20 protein-coding genes are annotated in these 25,977 nt (G+C 72.5%); 14 read left to right on the forward strand and 6 right to left on the reverse strand.

The window, feature by feature from the left end; genetic code table 11:
* Nucleotides 1-51: 51 nt before the first annotated feature.
* Complete coding sequence (locus ACFPYL_RS08445) at nt 52-1,167, forward strand: NDMA-dependent alcohol dehydrogenase (RefSeq protein WP_379152881.1); 1,116 nt, start codon at nt 52-54, stop codon at nt 1,165-1,167.
* Nucleotides 1,168-1,637: 470 nt separating this feature from the next.
* Nucleotides 1,638-2,915 (forward strand): DUF222 domain-containing protein, encoded by a 1,278-nt coding sequence (locus ACFPYL_RS08450; RefSeq protein ID WP_449289705.1) that lies wholly within the window; start codon nt 1,638-1,640, stop codon nt 2,913-2,915.
* Between the two features lie 238 nt (nt 2,916-3,153).
* Here ACFPYL_RS08450 and ACFPYL_RS08460 read toward each other — a convergent pair whose 3' ends face one another.
* Genes ACFPYL_RS08460 through ACFPYL_RS08470 form a run of 3 tightly spaced genes read right to left on the reverse strand, consistent with a single transcriptional unit; the run spans nt 3,154 to nt 6,531 of the window.
* Nucleotides 3,154-3,561 carry a universal stress protein gene (locus ACFPYL_RS08460; RefSeq protein ID WP_379152883.1) on the reverse strand — a complete coding sequence of 136 codons (408 nt, stop codon included), beginning with the start codon at nt 3,559-3,561 and terminating at the stop codon, nt 3,154-3,156.
* Nucleotides 3,562-3,589: 28 nt separating this feature from the next.
* Nucleotides 3,590-4,456, reverse strand: a complete 867-nt coding sequence (locus tag ACFPYL_RS08465) for a GNAT family N-acetyltransferase (protein ID WP_379152885.1) — start codon at nt 4,454-4,456, stop codon at nt 3,590-3,592.
* A 20-nt stretch (nt 4,457-4,476) separates the two neighbouring features.
* Nucleotides 4,477-6,531, reverse strand: coding sequence for a hypothetical protein (locus ACFPYL_RS08470; protein ID WP_379152887.1), 2,055 nt, complete (start codon nt 6,529-6,531; stop codon nt 4,477-4,479).
* A 134-nt stretch (nt 6,532-6,665) separates the two neighbouring features.
* Between ACFPYL_RS08470 and ACFPYL_RS08475 the strand changes: the two genes are divergently transcribed.
* Entirely contained in the window at nt 6,666-7,226 is a 561-nt protein-coding gene (locus ACFPYL_RS08475) for a histidine phosphatase family protein (RefSeq protein WP_379152889.1), read from the forward strand.
* Between the two features lie 46 nt (nt 7,227-7,272).
* A complete protein-coding gene (locus ACFPYL_RS08480) occupies nt 7,273-8,292 on the forward strand; it encodes an LLM class flavin-dependent oxidoreductase (RefSeq protein WP_379152891.1) in 1,020 nt (339 codons plus the stop codon).
* A 189-nt stretch (nt 8,293-8,481) separates the two neighbouring features.
* Here the strand turns inward: ACFPYL_RS08480 and ACFPYL_RS08485 are convergent, their stop codons facing one another.
* Nucleotides 8,482-9,834, reverse strand: a complete 1,353-nt coding sequence (locus tag ACFPYL_RS08485; RefSeq protein WP_379152893.1) for a helix-turn-helix domain-containing protein — start codon at nt 9,832-9,834, stop codon at nt 8,482-8,484.
* A 102-nt stretch (nt 9,835-9,936) separates the two neighbouring features.
* Here ACFPYL_RS08485 and ACFPYL_RS08490 point away from each other — a divergent pair, with 102 nt between their 5' ends.
* From ACFPYL_RS08490 to amaB, 6 genes are all read left to right on the forward strand, one after another.
* A complete protein-coding gene (locus ACFPYL_RS08490) occupies nt 9,937-12,096 on the forward strand; it encodes a transketolase C-terminal domain-containing protein (RefSeq protein ID WP_379152895.1) in 2,160 nt (719 codons plus the stop codon).
* A 103-nt stretch (nt 12,097-12,199) separates the two neighbouring features.
* Nucleotides 12,200-13,699, forward strand: a complete 1,500-nt coding sequence (locus ACFPYL_RS08495) for an arylsulfatase (RefSeq protein ID WP_379152897.1) — start codon at nt 12,200-12,202, stop codon at nt 13,697-13,699.
* A complete protein-coding gene (locus tag ACFPYL_RS08500; RefSeq protein ID WP_379152899.1) occupies nt 13,700-14,635 on the forward strand; it encodes a formylglycine-generating enzyme family protein in 936 nt (311 codons plus the stop codon).
* Entirely contained in the window at nt 14,628-15,524 is an 897-nt protein-coding gene (locus ACFPYL_RS08505; RefSeq protein ID WP_379152901.1) for an HAD family hydrolase, read from the forward strand. Before ACFPYL_RS08500 ends, ACFPYL_RS08505 begins: the two co-directional genes overlap by 8 nt.
* On the forward strand, nt 15,517-16,671 hold the full coding sequence (locus tag ACFPYL_RS08510) for an NAD(P)/FAD-dependent oxidoreductase (RefSeq protein ID WP_379152903.1): 1,155 nt from the start codon (nt 15,517-15,519) through the stop codon (nt 16,669-16,671). Before ACFPYL_RS08505 ends, ACFPYL_RS08510 begins: the two co-directional genes overlap by 8 nt.
* A 9-nt stretch (nt 16,672-16,680) precedes the next feature.
* Nucleotides 16,681-18,210 carry an L-piperidine-6-carboxylate dehydrogenase gene (gene amaB / locus ACFPYL_RS08515; RefSeq protein ID WP_379152905.1) on the forward strand — a complete coding sequence of 510 codons (1,530 nt, stop codon included), beginning with the start codon at nt 16,681-16,683 and terminating at the stop codon, nt 18,208-18,210.
* A 1-nt stretch (nt 18,211) separates the two neighbouring features.
* On the opposite strand, the gene ACFPYL_RS08520 is transcribed toward amaB, so the two are convergent.
* Nucleotides 18,212-19,213, reverse strand: coding sequence for a DUF389 domain-containing protein (locus ACFPYL_RS08520; RefSeq protein WP_379152907.1), 1,002 nt, complete (start codon nt 19,211-19,213; stop codon nt 18,212-18,214).
* 250 nt (nt 19,214-19,463) lie between these two features.
* Between ACFPYL_RS08520 and ACFPYL_RS08525 the strand changes: the two genes are divergently transcribed.
* From ACFPYL_RS08525 to ACFPYL_RS08535, 3 genes are read left to right on the forward strand one after another with little or no spacing between them, the layout of a single operon-like run.
* Nucleotides 19,464-21,626, forward strand: a complete 2,163-nt coding sequence (locus ACFPYL_RS08525) for a DEAD/DEAH box helicase (protein WP_379152909.1) — start codon at nt 19,464-19,466, stop codon at nt 21,624-21,626.
* A gap of 41 nt (nt 21,627-21,667) precedes the next feature.
* Nucleotides 21,668-22,189, forward strand: a complete 522-nt coding sequence (locus ACFPYL_RS08530; protein WP_379152911.1) for a sigma-70 family RNA polymerase sigma factor — start codon at nt 21,668-21,670, stop codon at nt 22,187-22,189.
* On the forward strand, nt 22,186-22,875 hold the full coding sequence (locus ACFPYL_RS08535; protein ID WP_379152913.1) for an anti-sigma factor family protein: 690 nt from the start codon (nt 22,186-22,188) through the stop codon (nt 22,873-22,875). Before ACFPYL_RS08530 ends, ACFPYL_RS08535 begins: the two co-directional genes overlap by 4 nt.
* A 3-nt stretch (nt 22,876-22,878) precedes the next feature.
* Here the strand turns inward: ACFPYL_RS08535 and ACFPYL_RS08540 are convergent, their stop codons facing one another.
* Entirely contained in the window at nt 22,879-24,885 is a 2,007-nt protein-coding gene (locus tag ACFPYL_RS08540; RefSeq protein WP_379155413.1) for a CDP-alcohol phosphatidyltransferase family protein, read from the reverse strand.
* 57 nt (nt 24,886-24,942) lie between these two features.
* On the opposite strand from ACFPYL_RS08540, the gene ACFPYL_RS08545 reads away from it, so the two are divergent.
* Nucleotides 24,943-25,965, forward strand: coding sequence for a zinc-dependent alcohol dehydrogenase (locus tag ACFPYL_RS08545; protein ID WP_379152915.1), 1,023 nt, complete (start codon nt 24,943-24,945; stop codon nt 25,963-25,965).
* The last annotated feature ends 12 nt before the right edge of the window (nt 25,966-25,977 follow it).

Consider the following 25,977-nt stretch of genomic DNA (forward strand, 5'->3'; position numbering starts at 1 on the left):
GCGCGCATGATCGAGGAGTGACGCCCGTCACCACGATCTCCGGGAGGAACCATGCACACACGAGGCGCGATCATCAGGCAGGCACCGGGCACGTACGAGGTCGTCGACCTCGAGGTGGAGGACCCGCGGCAGGGTGAGATCCAGGTGCAGATGACCGCCTCCGGCCTGTGCCACTCCGACGACCACATCGCCACCGGCGACATCCCCGTCGGCATCTACCCCTTCTGCGGCGGGCACGAGGGCGCCGGCGTCGTCCGGGCCGTCGGTCCGCACACGCCGGGGTGGCAGGAGGGTGACCACGTGGTCTTCTCGTTCCTGCCGTCCTGCGGACAGTGCACGTGGTGCTCGCGTGGCATGCAGAACCTCTGCGACCTCGGCGCCACGCTGCTGATGGGCTCGCGGTGGGACGACCCGACGAGCTTCCGCCTGTCGTACGACGGGCAGCCGGTCGGCCAGATGTGCGGCATCTCGACCTTCGCCGAGGTCACCACGGTCGCGGTCGACTCCGCGGTGAAGGTGCCCGACGACGTACCCCTCGACAAGGCCTGCCTCGTCGGCTGCGGCGTCGGCACCGGGTGGGGGTCGGCGATCAACTCCGCCGACGTACGACCCGGCGACGTCGTCGTCGTGATGGGCGTCGGCGGCATCGGGATCAACGCCGTGCAGGGTGCGGCCCACGCTGGCGCCTCGATGGTGATCGGCGTCGACCCCGTCGAGCTCAAGCGCACGAAGGCGCTCGAGCTCGGCGCGACCCACGCCGTCGCCACGATGGAGGAGGCGACGGAGCTCGCCCAGTCGGTGACGAACGGGCAGGGCGCCGACTCGGCGATCGTCACCGTCGGCGTGACCACCGGCGACCACCTCGGTCAGGCGATGGGCGCGATCCGCAAGGCCGGCACCGTCGTCGTCACCGGGCTCGGCGACGTGCAGGCAATCGGGGCACCGATCTCGCTCGCCGACATCACGCTCTTCCAGAAGCGCATCCAGGGCTCGCTCTTCGGCGCCTCCAACCCGAAGACCGACATCCTCAAGCTGCTGCGGCTCTACCAGGAGGGCAGCCTCAAGCTCGACGAGCTGGTCACCCGCACCTACAAGCTCGACGAGGTCGCGCAGGGCTACGAGGACATGCACGCCGGCACCAACCTGCGCGGGGTGATCGTCTACTGACCGCGGGCCAGCTCGGGTCGGCCGCCAGCGGTGGTTGAGGTGCGAGCGGAGCGAGCCTCGAAACCACCTCGCCGTCACTATGAGCGCGGCTTGCTGGTCCGTCGTGGTTGCGCGCCGCCAGGCTTTCTACACAGGTACGGCGGGGCTCGGGTCATCGACGCTTCCCGGCTTCCGGCCCCGGCGACCGGTGGTTGAGGTGCGAGCGGAGCGAGCCTCGAAACCACCCCGTCATCACCATGACCGCGGATTGCGGGTCCGCTCGGGTCGGCCGCCGACATAGCAATTACGCGGGTCCGGCGGGCTCGGGTCATCGCCTCTTCCCGGCCTGCGGGCCGGCATCGGTGGTTGAGGTGCGAGCGAAGCGAGCCTCGAAACCACCCCGGAAGATAGATGATAAAAGTTCCCAGACCCCTGTGAATATGGGGGTTCTGAGCCTCTCACTGTCGGTGGTGCCTGGGAGAATTCTTCTCATGACAGCGATCGCGACCCCCAGGCACCGAGTGTCGGTGGCGGTCGCGCACACCCACGTCGAGCTCGACGCCGTGGCCGATGCATCGACGTGGTCGATGGACGTCGCAGAGACCGCGTCGACGTTGGTCGAGGTCACCAGGCTCGAGGCCCGGGTCGCGGAGCTGAAGGCCCGGGTCGCGATGCACGCCGACGAGATCGAGGTCGGCGACGCCGCCGGTGCGACCAGTACGGCGAACTGGCTGGCGCACGAGACCAAGCAGACCCGCCCGGCGGCGCACCGGGTGGTGAGGTTCGGGTACCAGCTCGACACCCACCCCCAGGTCCGCACCGCCCTCGCTGCGGGTGACGTGTTGGCCGACCAGGCGCACGTGATCATCGACGCGATCACCGCACTGCCCGAGGATCTCGACCCCGACGTCGTGACGCAGGCAGTGGCTCACCTGGTCGGCGAAGCCGCCCATCACGATGCCCGTGGGTTGAAGCGGCTCGGGGACCGGCTCCTCGACGTCATCGACCCCGCAGCCGCCGACGCCCACGAAGCCCGCATCCTCGAACGCGAGGAGCAGGAGGCGGCGCAAGCGTGTCGGCTCACCATGGTCGACGACGGCCACGGCAAGGTCCACGGTCGGTTCACCCTCCCCACCCTCCACGGCGCGCAGCTGAGGAAGATCCTCCTGGCCCTGGCGGCACCCAAGCACCGGGCCGCGACCGAGGGCGCGGGTGTGGAGCGCCGGCCTGGGCCGGAGCGGATGGGCCGTGCGTTCGCCGAGCTGATCGAGCGGGTCCGCGCGAAGGACCTCCCGCAGGTCGGCGGCACCGACGCCGCCATCGTCGTCACCATCTCCTACGAGTCGCTCATCGGACAGCTCGAACAAGCCGGCGTCCTCGACACCGGCGAACGGATCAGCCCTGGCACAGCCCGCCGGCTGGCCTGCACCGCCCGGATCCTGCCCGCCGTGCTCGGCGGCAGATCCGAGGTCCTCGACCTCGGTCGGAGCCGCAGGTTCCACACCAAAGCCCAACGCATCGCGCTCGCCCTGAGGGACAAGGGCTGCACCGCACCGGGGTGCGACTGGCCGCCGGGGCCTGTGTCACGCCCACCACGACCCGCCCTGGAGCCGAGGCGGGCGGACCGACATCGACCACTCTCGACTCCTCTGCCCCCGACACCACGCCCTCGAACACCGCGACACGTCGTAGAGATCACGACCCGCTCACCCACGTGTGGTCCGGGGCCATCCGAGCGACCGCATCTGCCAGCCACCGGCGGGCAGTGACGTCCTCGAGATCCTCGGTGTGCGCTCGGTTGCACCTGTTGGTCCATCTGCCGTCGGCCGCAGGCGTGAACGGGACGTCGAGCACCCACGGCGTCCATCGATCGCCGACGATCCACCACGGACGGTCGAAGCCCCCCATGAAGGCCGCATGGTGCTCGGGTCGAGTGGTTCCCACCCGCCGTACCAGCGGTCGAGCTCGGCGGGAGACAGGTGCGGTGTGGTCGGCGGCCCGACGCCCTCAGTCGGGTCGCTTGACCGCGACGACCGGGCAGGCGGCGTCGAGGATGACCTGCTGCGAGCTGCTGCCGAGGAAGAGCTTGCCGACGGGGGAGCGGCGGCGCAGCCCGATCACGATCAGGTCGGCGCCGACGTCGGTCGCGGCCTGGAGGATCTCCTCCGCGGGGGAGATCGCCTGGGCGGCCTGGCGGATCTCGTGCGCGACGCCGAGGTCCGTCAGCCGCGTGGCGAGCGCGTCCAGGTCGGCCGCGCTGGCGAACGCAGGGTCCGAGTCGTAGCCGCGGACGCCGGAGTTCACGACGACCAGGCGGGCGTCGTCGCGCTGCGCCTGGGTGACGGCGTACTCGACCGCGGCGAGGCCCTCGGGAGTGGGGACGTAGCCGACGACGATGGTGGCGGGGTCGCTCATGGCGACAGCCTGCCACCTGGGGGAGTGGTCAGGACAGGTCCTTGCGCACGTGCACGTCCTCGACGCCGTCGGTGGTGCGGAGGAACTGCTGCCGCGCCCACTCGTCGCGGCCGTAGACGCGGGCGTGGATGTCGGTGACGCCCAGGTGCTCGGCGTTGCGCACCAGGGCCCCGAGGAACGACTTGCTGAGGCCGCGGCCGCGGTGCTCCGCGTAGAGGAACATCGTGTGACCGAAGTAGTCCAACCCGTCGACGCGCGGGACCAGGGTCGCCCAGGCGCTTCCGACGGGCTCGTCGGCCACGGTCGCGGTGAGCAACAGCTCGCCCTCGGGGGCAGAGTCCTCGGCCAGTCGCGCCAACCGGGCGTCCAGCTCGTCGAGCCGGCGACTGGCGGGGTCGACCACCCCCGCGAGCTCCATGCCCGACACCATCACCTCACGTGCCTCGACCGCGAAGCGACGCCGCTCCTCGAGGTCCATGGGGCGCACCGCCACCGTCCGGTCGACCTGGAGATCGGGAGCGTTGTCGCGATCGAGCGGACCGGCCCCGGCGATCATGGTCGCCTGGAAGCCCGCGCGCCCGAAGGCCCCGGTCAGCGCCGGGGCGACCGCTGTGGTCAGCGAGGTGGCACCCCTCGCTCGGGCGTGCTCGCCGAGCGCGCCCGCCACCGCCGTCCAGACCTCGGTGTCGTCGCGCGGCAGCGTCGTCTGGAGCACGCGCACCGAGCAGCGGCGCCCGTCCGGCTCGTCGCCGAACGCGAGGACCGCACCGCCGACGTCGACGCCGTCGACCTCGACGGTGACCGCCTCGTGCTGGTCCTCGGCGTACGGCTCGGGCAGGGGTACGCCGTCCGCCGCCCGCGCCTCGGCCCAGGCGGCCAGCTCGGCGTCCGCCATCGGGCGGACCCGCGCCGAGGTCACTTCAGCTTGAGGATCTTCGAGGTGGTGCTCTTCACCCGGTCGCTGGTCACGATCGTCGCCTTGTAGAGGACGACCTTCGCGCCGTTGGGGTCCTTGAGCGCGAGCTTGAGCCCTGCGGCGCCGAGCCGCTTGGTGACGACGGCGGTCCACTTGCCCTTGCCGACCTTGCGGAGGACGGTGACCTGCTCGCCCTGCACCGACTTCGGGGTGACGACGGCCAGCTTGTCGGGGCCGCCGGCCTTGCTGGCGCCCTTGAGGGTGACCTTCACGCCACCCTTGCCGGACCCGAACTCGGCCGTCGAGGAGGTGCTCTCCTGCGCGTTGCCGGTGACGGTGCTCTCTCCCGAGGCGACGTTGTTGGCCGTCGCCGCGGACAGCTTGCCGCCGGTCTCCGTGGGGTTGCCGGCCTCGGCCGGGTCGTCGACGGTGACGGTGAACGTGCCCTTGGCTCCCGTCGTGACCGTCGCCGACAGCGCGCCGCCGACCCCGGTCATGCCGGCGTCCGCTCCGCTGCCCGGCACCAGCTCGACGCCACGCTTGTACGTGATCGCGACCGCCCGTCCCGGTAGCGGCGAGCCGTCGACGGCCAGGCTGCCCTTGAAGGTGATCTCCCCGCCGGACGCCGCCACACCGGAGCCCGGGCTCAGGCTGAGCGCCGCCTGACCGGCGACGAAGGTCTGCGAGTGCTCAGCGGGGAACGCCGTGCTGGCCGGCCCCGTGAACTCCAGCGTGTACTCGCCGTCGGGACCCGAGGGGGCGAACGGGACGACCAGCCGTCCGTTGGCGTCGGTGGACGCCGTCGTCGGCGCCGGCGGGGTGGTGCCGGTCGGGTAGAGCGTGTAGCTGACCTGGTCGACCCCGGTGAAGGGGTCGCCGTTCTGGTCGACGACCTGGAGCGCGACGTCGCCCGCGGCGTACTCGTCGTCGTCGAAGACGTCGCCGTCGGCCAGCCGCACCTCGGTGTCGGACGCGGTCGGGGTGAAGGCGCCCGTCGTGACCATGCTCGTCGCCTGGTCGGTGCCGCCCTCGTAGGCGTTGTTGTCGGTCGCGTTGACGTAGTAGGTCTCGCTCGAGCTGTTGGGCTGCTTGGCGATCGCGATGCCCTCGCCGTCCGTGTAGCCGACGAGACTGCCGTCCGACTGACGCCGCACCTCGGCGCCCGCGATCGGGTTCATGCTCTGGTCGGTCGCGCGGATCTCCACCGGCGTGCCGGTCGACGTCGGCGAGTCCATCGTCGCGGACGCGGCGGTCAGGGTCTGCGCGTAGAGCGTCACCGGGGGCGAGACGTCGTCCGTGTCGCGGCGGGCGCCGACCAGCAACAGGTCGCCCGGGTCCGCGCCGTACGCCGAGATGTCCAGGGCGCCGTTGAACTCGCCACCGGCGACGGACTCGGTCGACGGGAAGCCGGACGACTTGAGGTCGAGCGGCGAGACCGCGGCGTCGGTCTGGCCCTGGAAGGTGTCGTCGGAGGCGCGCCACCAGGACAGCTCCACCGATCCGCCCGTGGCGGAGGTGGTCCCGCTGACCGGCTTCAGCGTCTTCGTGCGCGACGAGTCGGCGTACGGCTGCACGAAGTAGCCGCCGGTGAGGGAGTCGAGGTGGACTGCGTTGACGGCGGAGGAGTCACCGGAGACCGCAACGTTGTTGCGGATCGCGTAGGAGATGCCGTCGACGGTCTCTGCGACCAGGCGCACCGAGATGCTCCTGCCGTTGAGGTTGCTCGGGCTCCACTCGGCCCGGGCGATCCCGTTGGCGTAGGTGGGAGAGACGCCGATCCCCGTCCAGCCGGCGGTGGCGGGTCCGGCCGCCGGGTCGGTGTTGTACTCGAAGGAGACGGTGGGTGAGTCGGAGTTGTCCGCGGCGGCGACCAGCGTGATCGAGTGGCTCGTGTCGGCGTCGAGGCGCGTGGACACGCGGTGCGTCGGGTTGTAGATGCTGATGAAGGCCACGTCGGGGCCGACGGCGTGGGCGGGCGCCATCGTGAGGCCGGTGACGGCGAGGGCGCTGACGGCGCTGACGGCCAGGCCGCGGCGGAGGATGGAGGGCTGCATCAGGCGGGCTCCCGGGGACTGGCCGCGCGGATCGCGGCCCCTCGACGGTAGGTGACCCAGGTCACGCCCGGAGGAGTTTTGGGTCAACTCACCCGATCGGGTGGTCGCGACCGGCGACCCGCTTGAATGGACCCGTGAACGAGCTCTGGACGGTCCGGCACGGCAAGACCGAGTGGAGCGCCGCGGGGCGGCACACCTCGACCACCGACCTCCCGCTCCTGCCGGAGGGCGAGGAGGTGGCCCGGGGGCTGCGCGAGCGGCTGGCCGGCACCGAGTTCGCCCAGGTGCTGACCAGTCCCCGCGTGCGCGCCCGGCGTACGGCGGAGCTCGCCGGCTTCCCGGATCCCGTGGTCGACGAGGACCTGGCCGAGTGGGCGTACGGCGACTACGAGGGCGTCACCACCGAGGAGATCCGCGAGCGCGACCCCGGCTGGACGATCTGGACGCACCCGACGCCGGGCGGAGAGACCGCCGAGCAGGTCTGCGAGCGTCTCGACCGGGTGGTGGCGCGGGTCCGCGCGACGGAGGGGCGGACGCTGGTGTTCGGGCACGGGCACGCCCTGCGCGCGCTCGCGGCCCGGTGGCTCGGCCGTCCGGTCGAGGCCGGGCAGTGGTTCAAGCTGGACACCGCGACCCTGTCGACGCTCGGGTACGAGCGCGAGCACCCGGTGCTCCAGACCTGGAACGCACCCTGACGATCCGTCCGGGAAGATTGAGAGTTCAACTTTCGTTGGGATGGCCATGAAGAAGATCGGGTTCCTGTCCTTCGGTCACTGGGCGGAGTCGCCGCAGTCCCAGGTGCGCTCCGCCTCCGACGCCCTGCTCCAGTCCATCGAGCTCGCGGTCGCCGCCGAGGAGGTCGGTGCCGACGGCGCCTACTTCCGGGTGCACCACTTCGCGCGCCAGCTCGCCTCGCCGTACCCGCTGCTCGCCGCGGTCGGTGCCCGCACCAGCCGGATCGAGATCGGCACCGGCGTCATCGACATGCGCTACGAGAACCCGCTCTACATGGCGGAGGACGCGGGTGCCGCCGACCTGATCTCGGGCGGCAGGCTCCAGCTCGGCATCAGCCGGGGGTCACCGGAGCAGGTCGTCGACGGCTTCCGCTACTTCGGCTACCAGCCGGGGGAGGGCTCCGACCACGCCGAGATGGCGCGCGACCACACGCGGGTCTTCCTCGACGTCATCGAGGGCAAGGGGTTCGCGCAGCCCAACCCGCGACCGATGTTCCCGAACCCGCCGGGCCTGCTCCGGCTCGAGCCGCACTCGCCCGGCCTGCGCGACCGGATCTGGTGGGGCGCCGGGTCGCGCGCCACCGCCGAGTGGACCGCCGAGCAGGGCATGAACCTGATGAGCAGCACCCTGCTCACCGAGGACACCGGCGTGCCCTTCCACCAGCTCCAGGCCGAGCAGATCCAGATGTTCCGCGACGCCTGGAAGGCCGCCGGGCACGAGCGCGAGCCGCGGGTCTCGGTGAGCCGCAGCATCTTCCCGATCGTGAGCGACCTCGACCGTGCCTACTTCGGCGGCGAGTCCCGCAGCCAGGACCAGGTCGGCCACATCGACGGTGGCATCGCCCGCTTCGGCAAGTCGTACGCCGGCGAGCCGGACCAGCTGGTGAAGGACCTTGCCGAGGACGAGGCGATCGCGGCCGCCGACACGCTGCTGCTCACGGTGCCCAACCAGCTGGGCGTGGACTACAACGCGCACGTCCTCGACAGCGTCATCCGCCACGTGGCGCCGGCTCTCGGCTGGCGCTAATGCTCCGCAGCGGGCCGGCATCGACCCCGCCCGGACCTCCCGAGACCCCCGAGGTCGGCGGGGTCGATGCCTCCCCGGTCCGTCCGTGCACCCCCGAGAACGGTGCCGACCGTGTGCCCAGCGGCGCCTTCCCTGCACGGACCTGGCGTCATCCTGTCACACGGATTGCCCCGATATGACAGAAGAAGGTCACAGCTTCGCGGATCGGCTCGAGGTCGCCGCGACCAGGCCGGCCGCGGCCGCCGACCGGCGGTAGGCGTCGAGGGCACCCGCGGGGTCGTCGACGCTCTCGAGGAGGCCGCCCAGCTCGTACCAGAGCTCGGCGGCCGCGCGGTCCGCCCCGATCCCGCTGAGCAGCAGGACCGCCTCCTGGAAGTGGTCGCGTGCCGCACCCGGCTCGCCCTGACCGATCGCGACCTGGCCGAGCAGGGTGAGCGCCTCGGCGGCCACCAGCGGCAGGCCGGTGCCGGCATCGGCGGCGGTCTGGGCGGCCTCCTGGCGAGCCACGTCGGGGTCGCCGAGCAGGAAGCGCGCCCGCGCCAGGCTCAACCGGTTGATGGCGTAGTCGGACGGACCGGCGCCGGTCGTCGTGAGCTCCTCGGCCGCCTGGGTGAGCACCTCGAGCGCCTCCTCGGCCCGGGGCGGGTCCATCCGCAGCAGGTGGACGCCGAGCTGGCAGCGCAACCGCGCCAGGTTCTTCGCGTCGTCGCCCGCCTCGAGGATGGCGAGAGCGCGCCTCGTCATCGGCAGGGCGACGTCGGTGTTGCCCCGCATCGCCTCGATCACTGAGGTGTTCCAGTAGGCCATCGCACGCGCCATCGGCGCCTCCAGCGCCTCGGCCCGGTCGACGCCGCGTCGGCACAGCCGTGCGGCGTAGTCGACGTCTCCCCGCTCGTAGTACGCCGCGGCCAGGGACAGGGTCAACCGGATCGACTCGTCCAGCCCGTCGAGCCCGAGCTCCTCGATCCGCCGGGACGCCTCGTTGCCCACGTCGATCGCCCGGCCGAGCTCGCCGGACTCGCGGTAGCAGCGGCACAGGCTCGTGACCCCGGCGATCCAGGCGAGGTCGTGTGGCCCCGCCTCGGCGAGGTCCTCGAGCAGCAGGATCGCCGCCTGCATGTCGCCCGTCGCGTCGAGGGAGCGGGCGCGCAGGTACGACGCGTCGCGCCGCAGGTCGTCGAGGTCGGCGAGCGCCGGATCGGCCAGCAGGTCGCTCACCGCGGCCAGCGCGTCGCCGGCCGCACCGGTCCGGAACGCCAGGTGGGCGTGGTCGAGCCGGACCCGCAGCGCGGTGACCCGGTCGGGGGAGACCCCGACCAGGATCTCCTCGACGTCGACACCGAGCCGCTCGACCATCCGCTGGAGCATGTCGGGGTCGGGGCGACGCTGGCCGGTCTCGATCCGGGAGACGTACCCGACCGACATCGTGTCCCCGGCGACCCGCGCCTGGGTGATCCCCGCGCGCTGGCGCGCCGCGCGGAGCCGGTCGCCCAGCACGGTCGGGTCGATGGTGCGGCTCAGCTGCACCAGGTCGTCACGCATGCCGACCATTGTGACCGAAGATGACACCAGGGTGTCAGGCAACGCCGCGGATGCCGAGGTGCAAGAGTTGAGCAAGGGACGAGGAGCAGAGGGAGCGGGCCCGTGGTGGAAGCGATCGACGAGCACTTCGTCGAGCGGGTGCGCGCCCTGCGTGCGGGTGTCGAGGAAGCGGGTGCGTCGGCCGACGCGGACCGGGTGCTGGCGCTCTTCGACGCGCAGCTCCAGAGCCGTCACCTCGACCTCGCCGCCCGCTGGCTCCAGGCGCAGGGCGAGGGCTTCTACACGATCGGCTCGGCGGGCCACGAGGCCAACGCGGCCCTCGGCCTGCTCACCCGCGTCGACGACCCGGCGCTCCTGCACTACCGGTCCGGCGGCTTCTACGCCGCCCGCGCCGCGCGCAACGCCGCCGAGCGTCCGGACGCGGCGACGACGCCGGTCCGCGACGTGCTGCTCGGCCTGAGCGCCGCGGTCGCCGACCCGATCTCCGGTGGCCGCCACAAGGTCTTCGGGCACCCGGCGCTGCACGTCCTCCCGCAGACCTCGACCATCGCCTCGCACCTGCCCCGGGCGGTGGGGCTGGCCTACGCGCTCGGCAACCTCGCCGACCTGGCGCCCGCGCGCCGGTGGCCGGCTGACGCACTCGTCGTGACGAGCCTCGGCGACGCCTCGGTCAACCACTCGACGGCCCAGGGCGCCCTCAACGCCGCGGCGTACCTGACGCATCGCGGGCTCGACCTGCCCCTGCTGGTCGTCGTCGAGGACAACGGCCTCGGCATCAGCACCCGCACCCCGGCCGGCTGGCTGGAGGAGTCGCTGCGGCGGCTGCCGGGGGTGCAGTACGTCGAGGCGCCCTCGCCGCGGCCGGACCGCCTGCTCGCGGACGTCGGCGCCGCGGTCGACCACGCCCGGCACACCCGCCGGCCGGTGCTGCTGCACCTGCGGACCGTGCGCTTCCTCGGGCACGCCGGGTCGGACGTCGAGCTCGGCTACCGCACGGGTGCCGAGATCGCCCGCGACCACGAGCGCGACCCGCTGCTCGCGACCGCGGCGTACCTCGTCGAGACCGGGACCTGCACCCCCGACGACGTCCTCGAGCGATACGAGCGCACGCGTGCCGCGGTGATGGGCGAGGCGAAGTCGGTCATCGGCGAGCGCCGGCTCGAGTCGCGCGGCGAGGTCGTGCGTCCTCTCCACCGGCCGGACACCCGACCGGCGCCGCCGCGGCAGCCGACGAGCCCGCCGACCGCGGACCGCCTGACCCTGGCGCAGGCGATCAACGCGACCCTCGCGGAGCTCCTCGAGGAGCGGCCGCACGCGGTCGTGCTCGGGGAGGACGTCGGCGTGAAGGGCGGCGTGTACGGCGTGACCCGCGGTCTGCGCAAGGCGTACGGCGGCCGCCGGGTCATCGACACCCTGCTCGACGAGCAGACCATCCTCGGCACCGCGCTCGGCGCCGCGCTGACCGGGCTGCTGCCGATCCCGGAGATCCAGTACCTCGCCTACCTCCACAACGCGGAGGACCAGCTGCGCGGCGAGGCGGCGTCGCTCGCGTTCTTCTCCGACGGGCAGTACCGCAACCCGATGGTCGTGCGGATCCCCGGCCTGAGCTACCAGAAGGGCTTCGGCGGCCACTTCCACAACGACAACTCGCTCGCCGTGCTGCGCGACATCCCCGGGCTCGTGCTCTGCGTGCCGAGCCACCCGGCCGACGCGCGCCTGCTGCTGCGCGAGTGCGCCGAGCTCGCCGAGCTCGAGGGCCGCGTGTGCGTGGTCGTCGAGCCGATCGCGCTCTACCACTCACGCGACCTCCACGAGCCGGGCGACGGCGCGTGGACCGCCGAGCACGTCGGCCCCGGGACGCCGCGCGGACCGCGCGCGCACGGCGACGGCACCGACCTGCTCGTCGTCACCTTCGGCAACGGCGTGCCGATGTCGCTGCGCGCCTGCCGCTCGCTCGAGGGCAACGGCGTCCGCGCGACGGTCCTCGACCTCCGCTGGCTCGCACCGCTCCCGGTGGACGAGCTCGCGGCGTACGCCTCCGGCTTCAGCCGGGTGCTCGTCGTCGACGAGACACGTCGCTCCGGCGGTGTCGGCGAGGGCATCGTCAGCGCGCTGGTCGAGCGCGGGTACGACGGCCGCATCGCCCGGGTCGCGAGCGCCGACTCCTACGTCCCGCTCGGGCCGGCGTCCGCCACGGTGCTGGTCTCCGTGGAGGAGATCGTCGAGGCGGCACGCGCCATGTTCGGCGGTGGCGGAGCCTGACCGTCCAGGTGCTCGCCCGTTGCGGGTGAGGACCGGGCTACAGGCACCGCACTACGGTCGAGACGTCCCTCCGTGATAGCGCTCGTCATCTGAAGGAGTCCACATGTCCGACAAGCCGAACATCCTCATCATCTGGGGTGACGACATCGGCATCAGCAACCTCAGCTGCTACTCGGACGGGCTGATGGGCTACCGCACCCCCAACATCGACCGGGTCGCGGCCGAGGGCGTGAAGTTCACCGACTACTACGGCGAGCAGAGCTGTACGGCGGGCCGGGCGGCGTTCATCACCGGCCAGAACCCCTACCGCACCGGGCTCACGAAGGTCGGCTTCCCGGGGGCGGACATCGGGCTGCGTGCCGAGGACCCGACGATCGCGACCGCGCTGAAAAACCTCGGCTACGCGACCGGGCAGTTCGGCAAGAACCACTTCGGCGACCGCGACGAGTTCCTGCCGACCATGCACGGCTTCGACGAGTTCTTCGGCAACCTCTACCACCTCAACGCGGAGGAGGAGCCCGAGCTCCCCGACTACCCGACCGAGGAGGAGTTCCCGAACTTCCGCAAGCGGTTCGGGCCGCGCGGCGTCATCCACTCCTGGGCCAACGGCGACGGCACCCAGCGGATCGAGGACACCGGACCGCTCACCAAGGAGCGGATGAAGACCATCGACGATGAGATCGTGCCGGAGGCGCTGCGATTCATGGGCGACGCCAAGGACAGCGACACGCCGTTCTTCGTGTGGCTCAACACCACCCACATGCACTTCCGCACGCACATCAAGGACGGGTCGCGCGGCCAGGCAGGGCGGTGGCAGTCGGAGTACCACGACGTGATGGTCGACCACGACGAGCTGGTCGGCTCGGTGCTCGACTACCTTGACGAGAACGGCCTGGCGGACAACACGATCGTCATGTACTCGACCGACAACGGCCCGCACATGAACAGCTGGCCCGACGCCGGCATGACGCCCTTCCGCAGCGAGAAGAACTCCAACTGGGAGGGCGCCTACCGCGTGCCCGCCATGGTGCGCTGGCCCGGCCACATCCCGGCCGGCGAGGTCCGCAACGGGATCGTCAGCCACAACGACTGGTTCGTCACGCTGCTCGCCGCCGCGGGTGACACGGACGTCGCCGAGCGACTGCTGGGTGGCACCGAGCTGGCGGGATCGACGTACAAGGTGCACCTCGACGGGCACAACCAGCTCGACTACGTCACCGGGGCTGCCGAGAAGAGCCCGCGGGTGCACTTCTTCTACGTCTCCGACGACGGTGACCTGACCGCGATGCGCTACGACAACTGGAAGTTCGTCTTCCTGGAGCAGCGCGCGACCGGCACCCTCCAGATCTGGCAGGAGCCCTTCACCGAGCTGCGCTTCCCGAAGCTGTTCAACCTCAAGACCGACCCGTACGAGCGCGCCGACATCACCTCCAACACCTACTACGACTGGGTCCTCGACCACATCTGGCTCTTCATCCCGGCGCAGCTGTACGTCGGCGAGATGATCCAGTCCTTCGTCGAGTTCCCGGTGCGCCAGACGCCGCCGAGCTTCAGCGTCGACCAGGTGCTGGCGAAGCTGCAGTCGGTCGCCGGGAGCAGCTGAGTGCGGGTCGACCTGCCCGGCGGCACCTTCCGGATGGGCTCGGACGACCACTACCCGGAGGAGGCGCCGACCCACCAGGTGCGGGTCGGCGCGTTCGCCATCGACGCGCACCAGGTGACGAACGCCGAGTTCGCCGAGTTCGTCGAGGCCACCGGCTACGTGACCGTCGCCGAGCGACCGCTGGACCCGGCCGACTACCCGGACGCGCCCGCGGACAACCTGGTGCCCGGCTCGATGGTGTTCGTCCCGACCCGCGGTCCGGTCGACCTGCGTCACCTCAGCCAGTGGTGGCGCTGGAAGCCGGGCGCGTGCTGGAAGCACCCCAACGGACCCAAGAGCGACATCGACAAGCGCCTCGACCACCCGGTTGTGCACGTGGCCCACGAGGACGCCGCGGCCTACGCCGCCTGGGCCGGCGCCGCGCTGCCCACCGAGGCCGAGTGGGAGTACGCCGCCCGCGGCGGGCTCGACGGCGCGCCGTACACGTGGGGCGACGAGGCGCGCCCCGGCGGCAGGATCATGGCGAACACCTGGGACGGCCCGGACTTCCCGTGGCGCAGCACCGGCGAGAGCGGCTTCCAGCGGACGGCGCCGGTCGGCAGCTTCCCCGCCAACGGCTTCGGCCTGCACGACATGGCCGGCAACGTCTGGGAGTGGACCGACGACTGGTGGACGAGCCGGCACCCCGACGATGCCGCCTCTCCGTGCTGCGCACCGGAGAACCCGCGCGGGGGCGACCTGGAAGCCAGCTACGACCCGGCGCAGCCGCAGTTCCGCGTCGGCCGCAAGGTCGTCAAGGGCGGATCGCACCTGTGCGCCGACTCCTACTGCCTGCGCTACCGGCCCGCCGCCCGGCGCCCGCAGATGATCGACACCGGGATGAGCCACGTCGGCTTCCGGTGCGTGCGACGACCTGAAGGGACCGACGATGACTGAGCTGCTGCCCTCCTGGCGCCCCGGCGCGACCCGCGACGCGATCGTCGCGTTCCTCGACGCGGCCGATGCCGTGCCGGTCGAGCAGCGGGTCGCCTGCTTCGACAACGACGGCACGCTCTGGTCCGAGAAGCCCGAGTACGTGCAGCTCCGGTTCTTCGTCGACGCGATGAAGAGCGCGATCCAGGCGGACCCCTCCGCCGCGGAGAAGCCGGAGTTCGCGGCCCTGATCAGCGGGGACCAGGCGGCGATCGGCGAGATCGGCCTCGAGCGGATCGCCTACGCCCTCACCGGGCTGTTCGAGGGTGAGGAGCCCGAGGAGTTCACCGCCCGGGTCCGCGACTTCATGTCGGGCACGGTGGCGCCGACGTACGCGCCGATGCTCGAGCTGCTCGACGAGCTGCGGCGGCGCGACTTCACCCTCTGCGTCGTGACCGGTGGCGGGACGGAGTTCGTGCGTGCCGTCAGCCAGGAGCTGTACGGCGTACCGGCGCAGAACGTCGTGGGCAGCCTGATCGCCTACGAGTTCGTGCCCACCGCCGACGACGGCACCGGACCGCGCCTGCGGCGTACGACAGAGCTCGTCAACGGCGCCAACGAGGGTGCCATCAAGGTCTCGAACATCCAGACCCAGCTGGGCCGGCGGCCGATCTTCGCGGCCGGCAACTCGGGTGGTGACCGGGAGATGCTCGAGTGGGTCGCGGCCGGTGCCGGGCCCACCCTCGCCGTGCTGGTCGACCACGACGACGCCGATCGCGAGACGGCCTACGTCAGCACCGCGGCGACGTTCGCCGACCCCGAGCCGATCACCGACGTCGGGCACCGGCTGGGATGGACGGTCGTCAGCATGGCGCGCGACTGGGAGACCGTGTTCGGCGCCGCCCGTGACTGACCTCCCTGGGCGGGCCTCGGTCGTCGTCATCGGCGGCGGCGTGATGGGGCTCAGCGCGGCGTACCACCTGGCCCGGTCGGGTGTCGCCGACGTGCTGGTCCTGGAGCGCGACACCCTCGGCTCCGGCTCGACCTGCAAGGCCGCGGGCGGGGTGCGCGCGCAGTTCTCCGACCCCGTCAACATCGAGCTCGGGCAGCGCAGCCTGCGTGCCTACGAGCGGTTCGGCGAGGAGCTCGGGCAGGAGATCGACCTGCACCGCTCGGGCTACCTCTTCCTGCTCGACGACCCCGACCACGTCGCGGCGTTCGAGGCCAACGTCGCGCTCCAGAACTCGCTCGGCGTGCCGAGCCGGATGATCTCGCCCGCGGAGGCGCAGGGGCTCTCGCCGATGGTCGCCCTCGACGGGATCCTCGCTGCGGCGTGGTCGCCCGAGGACGGGCACTGCACGCCGGAGTCCGTCGTGCTCGGGTACGCCGGCGGGGCGCGTCGTGCGGGTGCCCGCATCGCCACGCACTGCGCGGTGACCGGGATCGAGGTCGTCGACGGTCAGGTGCGAGCGGTGGTCACCGACGGTGGCCGGGTCGCGACCGACATGGTGGTCTGCACGGCCGGCGCCTGGTCGGCGGCGGTCGGGCAGATGGTCGGCGTCGACCTGCCCGTCGTACCCCTGCGTCGCCAGATCCTCGTCACCGAGCCGATGCCGGGGCTCGACCCGGCGACGCCCTTCACCATCGACTTCGCCACGTCGCTCTACTTCCACGCCGAGGGACCCGGGCTGCTGCTCGGCATGTCCGACCCCGACGAGCGGCCCGGCTTCGAGCTCGGCCGCACGGACGCCTGGCTGCCCCGGCTCGGCGACGCGATCGCCCGCCGGGCGCCGGCCCTGGCCGAGGTCGGCATCGCCTCCGGCTGGGCTGGCCTCTACGAGATGACGCCAGACCACAACGCGCTGGTGGGGGAGGCCGCCGGGGTCTCCCGCTTCCTCTACGCCACCGGCTTCTCCGGCCACGGCTTTCTGATGGGACCAGCCATCGGCGAGGTCCTCCGCGACCTGGTGCTCGGCCGCGATCCGGTCGTCGACGTCGCCGCGCTGTCGGTCGAGCGGTTCTCCGGGCTCGGCGCCCGCCCCGAGCTCAACATCGTGTAGGAACAGGGCATGACCTCGATCCCCACCCAGTCCGAGCTGTCCGCGCTGGCCCTCGACACCGCCCGCAGGTGCGGCGTCGACGTCGACGGGCTCACGGGGGACGTCGTCACCCGCTCGCCGATCAACGGCCAGCAGGTGACGACGCTCGGCTGGCGCGACGCGGCGTACGTCGACGAGGCGGTCGGCCGCGCCGAGGAGGCGTTCCGGGCGTGGCGTCGGGTGCCGGCGCCCGCACGCGGCGCGCTGGTCAAGCGGTTCGGTGAGCTGCTCGCCGAGCACAAGGACGACCTCGCGGTCCTGGTCAGCATCGAGGCCGGGAAGATCACCTCCGAGGCCCGCGGTGAGATCCAGGAGATGATCGACATCTGTGACTTCGCGGTCGGGCTGTCGCGCCAGCTCTACGGCCGCACGATGCCCTCGGAGCGCGCTGGCCACCGGCTGATGGAGACGTGGCACCCGCTCGGGGTCGTCGGCGTCGTCTCCGCCTTCAACTTCCCGGCCGCGGTGTGGTCGTGGAACACCGCGGTCGCGCTGGTCTGCGGCGACCCGGTCGTCTGGAAGCCCTCCGAGCTGACGCCGCTCACCTCGCTGGCCTGCCACGCGGTGCTGGCGCAGGCGATCGCCGAGCAGGGTGCGCCCGAGGCGCTCTCGCAGGTGCTGCTCGGCGGCCCCGAGGTCGGCCAGGCGCTCGTCGAACACCCGGGCGTCGCGCTGCTCAGCGCCACCGGCTCGACCCGGATGGGCCGCCTCGTCGGTCCGCGGGTCGCCGAGCGCTTCGGCCGCAGCCTCCTCGAGCTCGGCGGCAACAACGCGGCCGTCGTCTCCGGCAGCGCCGACCTCGACCTCGCCGTGCGCGGCATCGTCTTCTCCGCCGCCGGTACGGCGGGGCAGCGCTGCACCACGATGCGGCGGGTGATCGCCCACACCAGCGTCGTGGACGAGCTCACCGACCGGCTCGCCTCGGCGTACGGCCGGCTGCCGATCGGCAACCCGATGGCCGACGGCACCCTGGTCGGCCCGATGATCAACCAGCGCGCGTACGACGCGATGGAGTCCGCGATCTCGGCAGCGACCGGTGACGGCGGCAAGCTCGTCGCGGGCGGCGGCCGGGCGCTCGACGACGTCGCCCCCGACGCGTTCTACGCGCGCCCCGCGATCGTGCGGATGGACGCGCAGACCGAGGTGGTCGCCCGCGAGACCTTCGCGCCCCTGCTCTACGTGCTGCCCTACGACGACTTCGCCGGGGCCATCGAGCTCAACAACGCGGTGCCGCAGGGCCTGTCGTCGAGCGTCTTCACCTCCGACCAGGCCGAGGCCGAGCTGTTCCTCTCGCCGGAGGGGTCGGACTGCGGCATCGTCAACGTGAACATCGGCACCTCGGGCGCCGAGATCGGCGGCGCGTTCGGCGGGGAGAAGGAGACCGGCGGCGGGCGCGAGTCCGGCTCGGACGCGTGGCGCGCCTACATGCGCCGGGCGACGAACACCGTGAACTTCTCCGGTGAGCTCCCGCTCGCGCAGGGCGTCGACTTCACGGTCTGACTCACAGGTCGCCCGTCGTCCCGATGTCGACCTCGCGGCCGAACGTCGAGTCGACCACGATCGCGATCCCGTCCGGCAGCACGCGGTCCAGGTCGGCGAGCAGCTCGTCGTACGGTGGCAGGTCGCCCGTGTGCTGGACGTACACGTAGGCCGTGAGCGCGTGGAACTCCACGTCGGTCACCGCCGCGTCGGGGGTGTCGTCGAGCCACGCGGTCGAGGTGTCCTGCACCTCGGTCTGCCAGCGCTGCAGCCGGTAGTTCGCGTAGGTGTTGGCGGCGAGCGGGACCGTCACGAGCACGGCCACGACCGCGAGCACGACGTACGTGCGGCCGCGGAAGCGGTCGGCGCGGACGATCGCCTCGTTGGTGTAGCCGAGGACCGTGAACATGAGGATCCCGGCGAGCACCAGCGCCAGGGTGTTGGACAGGAACAGCACCAGCGCACCGAGGGCGAGCTCGAGGTCCCCGGCGCCGAGGCACACGCCGACCACCGCCAGGGGCGGGACCAGCGAGATCGCGATGGCGACGCCGGGCAGCACCGCGGCGACGTCACGGCGGGCCAGCGCGACGGCGCCGGCGAGACCGGTCGCGATCGCGGCGACCAGGTCGACCAGCCCGGGGGAGGTGCGCCCGGAGATCTGCGAGTTGTCGAGGAGCACGATGCCGGGCTGGAGCTGGACGGCGATCGCGCCGATCGCGACCACCTCGAGCGAGCCGAGCGTGACGTAGAGCAGCGACCAGTTGCGCTGCTGCTTCACCGCGGCCAGCGCCATGCCCATGATCGGCGTCGAGAGCGGCGCGATGATCATCGCGCCGATCACGGTGGCGGTGGAGTCGGCCAGCACGCCGGCCGACGCGATCACCGCCGAGAGCGTCAGCATCGTCCAGAACGCCGACCGCTTCGCCGACGCGTCGCCCGAGCGCAGGTCGAGGTCCTCGGTCAGCTCGTCGAGGGTGCGTCGCTGGCCCTCGGGCAGCAGCCACGCTCGCAGTCCACGCGCCATGGCTCAGTATCTGCCGACGACTGTCCGCATCGGTGTGCGGCACGCGGGGGCGGCGCGCTACCATGGCGGGGACGTCGGACCCGTCGGGTCCGCGTCTCCCTCGGTCGGCTGCCGCAAACGCCGACCGGTTCGCGTCGGGGAGCCGGCCTGCCGGCCGTCTCGTCCGACGTCTGTACGTCCCGGTCACGGGGCTGGGTGGGTGCGATCCGTCGCCTGCTGTGCCCGTGGCCGCCACTCCGAGGAGGGGTCCTTGGCTCGATCGGGCCAGCAGCAGACGGCCAGCCGCCGTACGTCGCAGCGTTCGTCCAACCAGCGCGGGTCCAACAACCAGCGCAACGGCCGCCGTCGACCGCTCGACAACGACGGGATCATCCCGGTCCTCGCCCGCGCCGTGCGCGAGGTCGAGAACGCCGTGGAGCGACGCTCCGCGATGCCGGGCGTCCGCACCAAGTTCCAGGTCGTCGCGCTCCTCGCGCGCGAGGAGCGGATCCGGGTCAAGGGCGACACCGAGCTGACCGATGCGCAGCGCAACGAGCAGCTCAAGCGGCTCGACGGCATCGCGACGATCCTCGCGAAGACCGCCGCCCGCGACTCGACGCTCTTCACGCTGCTCGCCGAGGACGCCGTCATCTCCGACGCCGCCAAGGAGCTGCGCAAGGAGATGATCGCGGCCGCCGGCCTCGAGGCCGAGGTCGAGGAGGTCCCGGAGGTCGACGAGACCGCCGTCGTGACCCACACCGAGCGCCGGGTGGTCCCGCAGTCCGTGATCTCGCGCCAGCTCGCCAACCCCTTCCTCGCCCCGGACTTCTCCGCGGTCGGCCGCAAGCCGCTCACCCACCGGCTGGCGACCTGGGAGCTGCTCGGCCCGCTCTTCCGGTCCTTCGAGTTCGCCGGTGCCGGTGCGACCTCCTGCATGGCGCTGCCCGAGCCGGCCTCGCTCCAGGCCGCCGGCTCCCACGAGCTCATGCACCACCAGGCGCAGCTGGTCGAGGCCGCGCGCCAGGGCCACCGCACCTTCCTGCTCGCCGACGAGCCGGGCCTCGGCAAGACCGCGCAGTCGCTGCTCGCCGCAGAAGCCGCCAAGGCCTACCCGCTGCTCGTCGTCGTCCCCAACGTCGTCAAGATGAACTGGGCACGCGAGGCCGGCATCTGGACGCCGCACCGTGAGGTCGCCGTGATCCACGGCGACGGCGAGGACATCGACGGCTTCGCCGACATCGTCGTCGTCAACTACGAGGTCCTCGACCGGCACGTCGGCTGGATGGGCGACCACGGCTTCCGCGGCATGGTCGTCGACGAGGCCCACTTCATCAAGAACAAGTCGTCCCAGCGCTCGCAGCACGTGCTGCACCTCTCCGAGCAGATCCGCCAGCGCACCGTCCGGCCGCTGCTGATGGCGCTGACCGGCACGCCGCTGATCAACGACATCGAGGACTTCCGCGCGATCTGGCAGTTCCTCGGCTGGATCGACGACAAGAAGCCGCTCGCCGAGCTGATGGGCCCGCTCGAGGAGACCGGTCTGACGCCCGCCGACCCGGCGTTCTACCCGGCCGCGCGCCGCTGCGTCGTCGACATGGGCATCGTGCGTCGCCGCAAGGTCGACGTCGCCGCCGACATCCCGGCCCGCCGCGTCGCCGACCTGCCGGTCGAGCTGGACGGCGAGGTCGGCCGCTCGATCCGGGACGCCGAGCGCGAGCTGGCCCGCCGGATGGTCGAGCGCTACGAGACGGCGCTGGCCACCCGGACGTCGGGCAGGACGGTCGAGGGCATCGACCACGCGCTGGTGCGCCAGGTCGCGACCTGGGAGCGCGAGGACACCGACAGCTCGTCGGGCGAGAACGTCTTCACGATGATGCGCCACATCGGCCAGGCGAAGTCGGCGCTGGCCGCCGACTACGCGGCCCAGCTGGCCCGCAGCGTCGGCAAGGTCGTCTTCTTCGCCAAGCACATCGACGTGATGGACACGGCCGAGGAGACGTTCGCCCGCCGCGGCATCCGCTACTCGTCGATCCGCGGCGACCAGAGCACGAAGGCGCGCGAGCAGAACATCCACGACTTCGTCAACGACCCGGAGGTCGAGGTCATCGTCTGCTCGCTCACCGCGGCCGGCGTCGGCATCAACCTCCAGGTCGCCTCCAACCTGGTGCTCGCCGAGCTCTCGTGGACCGACGCCGAGCAGACCCAGGCGATCGACCGGGTGCACCGGATCGGCCAGTCCGAGCCGGTCACCGCGTGGCGGATCATCGCGGCACAGACGATCGACACCCGGATCGCCGAGCTCATCGACAGCAAGGCCGGCCTCGCCGCCCGGGCTCTCGACGGCGCCGGCGAGACGGTCGCGACCTCGGTCGACGTCCAGCTCGAGGCCCTGGTCAGCCTGCTCACCGAGGCGCTCGAGGAGAAGCAGGGCTGAACCTTTGCGCCGTACCCTCCGTGTCAGGGGTGGAGGTGGCGATGGCGGAGAGCCCGGGGAGCCCGGTGGCGCTGATGCAGCAGCTGCACGACGAGCACGCTGCTGCGCTGTGGGGCTACTGCCTGCGCCTGACCGGGCACGACCGCGCCCGCGCGGAGGACGTCGTCCAGGAGACCCTGTTGCGCGCCTGGCGCCGGCTGCCGGCGCTCGACGACTCCCAGGGCTCGGTCCGGTCCTGGCTGTTCACCGTGGCGCGCAACATCGTGATCGACGAGTGGCGCACCAAGCGGTCGCAGAGCGAGGTGGCCGTCCCCGAGGTGCCCGACGGTGCCGGCGAGGCCGACCGCACCGACGAGGTGCTGCTCTCCTGGGTCGTCGCCGACGCGCTCGACCGGCTCTCGCCCGAGCACCGGGCGGTGCTCGTGGAGTGCTACTACCGCGGGCTGCCGGTCGCGGAGGCCGCCGAGCGTCTCGGCGTCCCCGCCGGGACGGTGAAGTCGCGCACCCACTACGCGCTGCGCGCGCTGCGGCTCGCTCTCGAGGAGATGGGGGTGGTCGCATGAGCGCCTGCGAGTTCGCCCACGACGACGCCGCCTACGTCCTCGGTGCCCTGCCGCCCCAGGAGCGCCTGGCCTTCGAGCGCCACCTCGCGACCTGCCCCGAGTGCGCCGCGTCGGTGCGCCGGATCGCCGGGCTGCCCGGCCTCCTGGGCCGGCTGTCGCTCGACGAGGTCGAGTCCGCACCCCCGCCCGAGCCGTTGCCCGAGACCCTGCTGCCCCGCCTCGTCGACGGCGTACGCCGTCAGCAGCGGCGCCGGCGCCGGCGCTGGGCGGTCGGCCTGGCCGCGGCTGCCGCTGTGGTCGCGGTGGCCGCCGCGGGTGCGACCGTCCTCGAGGTGACGTCCGAGGACGAGCCGCCCCCGACGGCCCAGGCACAGACGATGACGCCCCTCGACCAGGACCGCGTGGACGCCAGCGTGGCGCTCACGTCGGTCGCGTGGGGCACGCGCCTCGACCTGACGTGCAGCTATGACGAGCCGAGCGGCGGCTACCAGCACGAGGAGGCGGCCCCGGTCTACTCCCTCGTGGTGCGGACGTCGGGGGGCACGGTCGAGCAGGTCGCGACCTGGAAGGCGCTGCCGGGCCGGACCATGCACCTCACGGGCGCGACCGCGCTGGACGCCGCCGACATCAGCTCCGTCGAGGTGCTGACCGCCGACGGCCGGCCGGTGCTCCGCCTCGACGGCTGAGGCTCACGAGTTGAAGGCCTCCAGGAAGCGGTCGCGGACCGCGTCCATCCGCCAGACCGGTGCGTCCGGGTCGGGGTGCAGCCCGGGCTGCCAGCCCCAGCCGGCGATCCGGCGTACGACGGCGGGATCGTGGGCGATGACCGAGACCGGCACGTCGTGGCCGGGGTGGGCACCCGAGACGTAGGAGTGCGGCTGGTGGTCGCCGAGCACCAGCAGGACCAGGTCGGGGTCGGGCTGCTGCTCGAGCCACGAGACGAGCGTGTCCATCGTGTACTCGACGGACTGGCCGTAGAGCGTCTGCACGTCCGAGGAGCCCGGCTGTGTCGGTGCGTCCTCGAAGACGGACCCGTCACCCACCTGGTCCCACGGGACCAGCAACGGCGACGGGGCCCACGGGTGATGGCTGGAGACCAGGTCGATCTCGGCCATGACCGGTGGCCGGTCGGCGGCGTCGAGCTCGAGTCGCTGGAATGCACTCAGCGTGTACTGGTCCGGCATCGGCGCGTAGCCGAACTGCGGGCCGTGGTAGCCGACGTCGCGCGAGTCGTAGAGCTGGTCGAAGCCGTAGTAGTCCTCGCCCTCGGGCCAGTCCCTCGTGTTGGCGGGCACGTCGAAGACGGTGCGCCAGCCCGCCTTCCCGAACGCCGACGTGAGTGTCAGGCGGTCGGAGCCGAGGAGCTGGTCGTAGCGCCTCTGGCTGTCGGTCCACACCCCGGACTGGAGGGTGGAGTGCGCGAGCCAGCTCGCCGCGCCGAACGTCGGTGAGGTCAGGAAGGCGCTCCGGGTCGCGTAGCCGGCCCGGCGGAGACGTCGGGTGCCGTCGTCGAGGACGGCGCCCACGCCCGGTGAGTACGACGTGTCCTGCACCGCAACCCGGCCGTAGGACTCGACGAAGACGACCAGCACGTCCTTGCCCCGCAGGCCTCTCAGCAGCTGCGGGCCGGCGACGTCGGCGTAGGGGTCTGTCGCGATCTCGCGCCCGAACGTCTCCCGGTCGGCCAGGTCGGCGCGCACCTGCACGACCTCGTCGTAGGCCAGCGCGGCGGCGTTGGTCGATCCGACCTGGGTGAGCCCGGCGAGCACGACGACGCCGGCGAGGACGGCGGCCTGCCGCCGGTGGTGTGTGACGGCCCCGGTCACCCGGACGGTGGCGAGCGGCAGCACGACGAGGACGGCGAGCACCAGCACCCCGGCGAGGACCGCCACCGCGCGGGCGGCGGGCACGCCGATCGAGTCGGCGAGCACGCCGACGCCCGGCCCGAGGTAGACCCAGTCGGCCGTGGGGTCGAACGGCCGGTCCAGGATCCGCTCGAAGCCGAGGTCGAGCACACGGAGCACGACGACCACGCCGAGCACGAGGCCGAGCGCGACGGACGCCGTACGACGCGGGCGCCGCCAGGGGAGCAGCGCGAGCGCGAGCAGCAGCACGGCCTCGACCGGCAACCGCACCAGGTCACCGGGGTCCTGCGGGAGGGTCAGCGCCAGCCACACCGCGCCGACCGCGAGCAGCGTGGCGCCGCCGCCGCGGGGGTAGGCGACCTCCGCCGTCCGCGTGCGCCAGAGCCACCACACGTCGCGGCCGAACGACTCGGCCAGCAGCGCGAGCACGCCGAGCAGGGGCACCTGGTCGGCCGCTGCGGGCAGCAGCCCCGAGGTGACCACGGCCAGCACGATGCCGGTCACCGCCGCGACGACCTTGCGCCAGTAGCGTGGCGGCACCGGCCGGCGCAGCCACGGCAGCACGCGCTCGGCGACCCAGAGCAGGTAGCGGGCGGCGCCGATCAGCAGCACCCACCACCCGTGGTCGACCGCGGCGTACGCACTGAGCACGAGGATCAGGAACGCGTCCGTCTCCATGTCGAAGCGGGCGCCGAGCGCGCTGACGGTGCCGGTACGCCGCGCGACCTGGCCGTCGACCCCGTCCAGGCAGAGCGCCACGACGACGAGCGCGAGTCCCCAGCCGGTGGGCCCGACGACCGCGACCACGACGGCGAGGGCGGCCCGGACCATCGTGACCACGTTGGCCGGATGCTGAACCTGGGGCACCGTGCCTCCGTGTGTGGGGGTGTGACCAGCCATACGGCGACCGCGCCACCTCGGTTCACCGGCACCCGCACCGCCGCGGCGTACTGGCTCCGCGAGCCGGGGCGCGGCGAGCTGCGCACCGAGCCGCTGCCGCAGCCCGGTCCCGACGAGGTGCTGGTGCGGAGCCTCCATTCCGGCGTCAGCCGCGGGACCGAGCTGCTCGTCCACCGCGGCGGCGTCCCGGTCGACCAGCACGCAACGATGCGGGCGCCGTACCAGGCGGGCGACTTCCCGGGGCCGGTGAAGTACGGCTACCTCTCGGTCGGCGTGGTGGAGGAGGGGCCGGCCGTGCTGCGGGGGCGCACGGTCTTCTGCCTGCACCCGCACCAGACGGCGTACGTCGTGCCGGCCTCGGCCGTCACGGTCGTGCCCGACGACGTGCCCGCGCGCCGGGCGGTGCTGGCCGGGACGGTCGAGACGGCGGTCAACGCGCTGTGGGACCTCGGGCCCCTGGTGGGCGACCGGGTCGCGGTCGTCGGGGCCGGCATGGTCGGCTGCTCGGTCGCCCGGCTGCTGGCCCGGATGCCGGGCGTCGAGGTCACCCTGGTCGACGTCGACACCGCGCGGGCATCGGTCGCCGCGGCGCTCGGCGCCGACTTCGCGACCCCCGACGAGGCCCCGCGCGGACGTGACTCCGTCGTCCACACCAGCGGCACCGGCGCCGGGCTCCGGCTCGCGGTGGACCTGTTGGCGGCGGAGGGGGAGGTGCTCGAGCTGAGCTGGTACGGCGACGAGCGGGTCGAGCTGCCGCTCGGTGGCGCGTTCCACTCCGGGCGGCTCGCCGTGCGGGCCAGCCAGGTCGGGCGGGTCGCGCCGGCCCGCCGCGCGTCGCGGACCCACGCCGACCGGATGGCGCTCGCGCTGGAGCTGCTCGCCGACCCCGCGTTCGACGCGCTGCTGACGGGGGAGTCCGACTTCGCCGACCTGCCCGAGGTGCTGCCCGCGCTGGCGTCCGGGGAGCTCCCGGCGCTGTGCCACACGATCTGCTACCCGCAGGAGGCCTGAGGTGTTCCCGGC

Origin of the sequence: Nocardioides hankookensis (assembly GCF_042658885.1) — a bacterium.
Lineage (GTDB): Bacteria > Actinomycetota > Actinomycetes > Propionibacteriales > Nocardioidaceae > Nocardioides > Nocardioides hankookensis.

Bases quoted from the DNA above. Each gene is read 5' to 3' on its own strand.
- ACFPYL_RS08465 (WP_379152885.1), bottom strand. From the start codon at position 4,456: ATGGCGGACGCCGAGCTGGCCGCCTGGGCCGAGGCGCGGGCGGCGGAC.
- ACFPYL_RS08530 (WP_379152911.1), top strand. From the start codon at position 21,668: ATGGCGGAGAGCCCGGGGAGCCCGGTGGCGCTGATGCAGCAGCTGCAC.
- ACFPYL_RS08480 (WP_379152891.1), top strand. From the start codon at position 7,273: ATGAAGAAGATCGGGTTCCTGTCCTTCGGTCACTGGGCGGAGTCGCCG.
- ACFPYL_RS08505 (WP_379152901.1), top strand. From the start codon at position 14,628: ATGACTGAGCTGCTGCCCTCCTGGCGCCCCGGCGCGACCCGCGACGCG.
- ACFPYL_RS08470 (WP_379152887.1), bottom strand. From the start codon at position 6,531: ATGCAGCCCTCCATCCTCCGCCGCGGCCTGGCCGTCAGCGCCGTCAGC.
- ACFPYL_RS08450 (WP_449289705.1), top strand. From the start codon at position 1,638: ATGACAGCGATCGCGACCCCCAGGCACCGAGTGTCGGTGGCGGTCGCG.
- ACFPYL_RS08445 (WP_379152881.1), top strand. From the start codon at position 52: ATGCACACACGAGGCGCGATCATCAGGCAGGCACCGGGCACGTACGAG.
- ACFPYL_RS08460 (WP_379152883.1), bottom strand. From the start codon at position 3,561: ATGAGCGACCCCGCCACCATCGTCGTCGGCTACGTCCCCACTCCCGAG.
- ACFPYL_RS08540 (WP_379155413.1), bottom strand. From the start codon at position 24,885: ATGGTCCGGGCCGCCCTCGCCGTCGTGGTCGCGGTCGTCGGGCCCACC.
- ACFPYL_RS08485 (WP_379152893.1), bottom strand. From the start codon at position 9,834: ATGCGTGACGACCTGGTGCAGCTGAGCCGCACCATCGACCCGACCGTG.
- ACFPYL_RS08520 (WP_379152907.1), bottom strand. From the start codon at position 19,213: ATGGCGCGTGGACTGCGAGCGTGGCTGCTGCCCGAGGGCCAGCGACGC.
- amaB (WP_379152905.1), top strand. From the start codon at position 16,681: ATGACCTCGATCCCCACCCAGTCCGAGCTGTCCGCGCTGGCCCTCGAC.
- ACFPYL_RS08535 (WP_379152913.1), top strand. From the start codon at position 22,186: ATGAGCGCCTGCGAGTTCGCCCACGACGACGCCGCCTACGTCCTCGGT.
- ACFPYL_RS08495 (WP_379152897.1), top strand. From the start codon at position 12,200: ATGTCCGACAAGCCGAACATCCTCATCATCTGGGGTGACGACATCGGC.